Below are 2,241 nucleotides of genomic sequence, written 5' to 3' on the forward strand. Positions count from 1 at the left end.
GGGTTAAGGCTTTAATCCATTTATAAATTGTGACTTCAGATACACCATATTCGCTGCTTAACGTACTCACCGAGCTACCAGTGTGATAAAGTTCCACCACCATCTTCTTAAAATCGTCGTTATATTTACGCTTATTTCTTGATTCCATCCCGGACACTTCCTCTCTTATTTCTATCATAGAGAGTTAACTAAACCGTGTCCATGAAACTATACTAACTCCACGAACGAACCAGCTCAAGGAATATTATTATCTTTCATAGCCAATCATGTAATTTTTAAAGAAACTATACAAAAGTTTTTGAATAAAATATAAATAGTGAATGAACGTAGCTGCCCCATTCACCATTTATATTTTATTTAAATAAGAAAATTAACTACGGTGATTAGGAGGCATTTTTACTCTAATTCGGGAGCTTTTTTTACAACCCAAAAAGCTCCCGCCCGCCCTTTCTCCGTATATAATATAGATTACTTATATTCCTAATTTCATTTTTCATTACCGATAACATCGCATTATGTTGACTATATGTGAATAAAACACCCATTTACATAACTATAGGGAAACGCTTACAATATTTTATAAACACTTCACAAAGTTTTAACGAGTGAACTTTAAAATAATTTGAAAGCAACATGATCTGGGGGGCGAACTAGTGATTATCGGTTCTACTGTGATATTTAGAGGTGAAAAGTACAAAATTATATGGTTATATGATAACGGTACTTGTGAGATCAAGAAAAAGGATTCATTAGGCCAAGTTGAATTAGTACGACTTTCTGAGCTTAAAACCTTTGAAAAAACCATCTGTTCTTATTGAATTTGATGGTTTTTTGATTGCCGATAACATTAGTTTATATAAACTAGATTTGTATACAGTATTCATCTAGTACTTTGAGATCTTGTTGGCCTAAACAAATCTGAGATGCTATCTGTACCCCTACTAATAGAATAATACAGTTCGAAAAATTAAAATAACATAAATATTGTGTTCTAATAATGTAGTAAACAAAAAACTTGTTAAAGTTTTTATAGAGGGAGAAGGTGAACTATTGAGGCTTTAAAATAAAGATTGATAAATTATAAAAGTTTGATCAAAGTCCCGTAATATGAATTGCAGGACTTTACTTACTCCTGAAAGAAACCTCTAAATCTAAGGTTTTTTCTATGTTTCAGTAGGAAATCAAAACTCAAAAATAAAAATTCTATTAATTTATATGTATAAAAGAGTGATAGTTTGGGAATTATGAAGATAAGTAAGTTAAATATAGCGGGGAAATAGTGTTAAAAGAAAGTAAATTAACGTTGTCTGATTTTGTAAATAATGATCGATTTGAATTAAATGCTTACCTTACATATTTATTTCATCAATTTTACGATAATGCTCCTAATCAATCGTAAGATAAAAGAGGGCAAAACAATAGATTAACCCATCTAGTAAACTGATGGGTAAAAAAGTAATGAGAATTTTTAAGATGAATTAACAAACTTCATTGTTAAAGAACATAACCAAAGATAATTAATGAACTTACACTTTCCGATTTAAACTAATTAGTAATAAATACCTGAACTACCAATCAAAAAAAATGAATAATCTGAAAAAATATTAGTATAATAGAAAAAAGATCAAGGAGTTGATTTCCGATGGAAAAGAATTCGCTTAATACATTACAACAGCCTGAAGAAGAAAAAGTCATGGATTCTGAATTTGCTGAAATGGTGTTAAATAAAGCCCTTAGTGATTTTCGAAAAGAGCAACTCTTAAAAGAGATCGACCAGTCATTACTAGAACAAAACAAACAAAAATTTCTACGATTAACTGAGAAATTAAAGAATATTTCTTAAAGCGGCTGATAAATTGTTTAATACAATAATGAAAATAATTTTATCATAACCTCGTCTTAAAATCAGACGGGGTTATGTGTGTTTTAGAATAGTGCAAGCCATTTCAAAGAGGCAAAAACCCACCTAATCGCTATCGAAAAGACTATGGGCCCCACCGGTGTACTTGTGGGCTTCACCGAGGAACAACAATGTGGGACGCAAATGGCGGTTATACAAATAACAAAAAAACCATTTTGTGTTGTATCTAATCAAAACCCCTTCTAGCAAGAAAATAATTGCAAGAGGGGGTTTTAAAATGAATTTTTTTGATGAAAAACTTGATATTAAAAAATCACGGAAATAATAAATATACCAATCATTAGTAATTGAATTAATACTTTCGCTATACTTCCACCTAA

At 30.5% G+C, this 2,241-nt stretch carries 4 protein-coding genes; 3 read left to right on the forward strand and 1 reads right to left on the reverse strand.

Features of this window, described 5'->3' with window-relative positions:
- The coding region (locus K9V48_RS27755) for a transposase (protein ID WP_224141852.1) at positions 1-148 on the reverse strand (148 nt) is incomplete at its 3' end.
- Positions 149-653: 505 nt separating this feature from the next.
- Here K9V48_RS27755 and K9V48_RS27760 point away from each other — a divergent pair.
- The 3 genes from K9V48_RS27760 (at position 654) to K9V48_RS29815 (ending at position 2,091) form a co-directional block, all read left to right on the forward strand.
- Entirely contained in the window at positions 654-818 is a 165-nt protein-coding gene (locus K9V48_RS27760; protein WP_224142279.1) for a hypothetical protein, read from the forward strand.
- Between the two features lie 824 nt (positions 819-1,642).
- Positions 1,643-1,843, forward strand: a complete 201-nt coding sequence (locus K9V48_RS27765) for an IDEAL domain-containing protein (RefSeq protein WP_224142280.1) — start codon at positions 1,643-1,645, stop codon at positions 1,841-1,843.
- Between the two features lie 188 nt (positions 1,844-2,031).
- Positions 2,032-2,091 carry a hypothetical protein gene (locus K9V48_RS29815; protein ID WP_224142281.1) on the forward strand — a complete coding sequence of 20 codons (60 nt, stop codon included), beginning with the start codon at positions 2,032-2,034 and terminating at the stop codon, positions 2,089-2,091.
- The last annotated feature ends 150 nt before the right edge of the window (positions 2,092-2,241 follow it).

It is taken from the genome of Metabacillus rhizolycopersici (assembly GCF_020075705.1).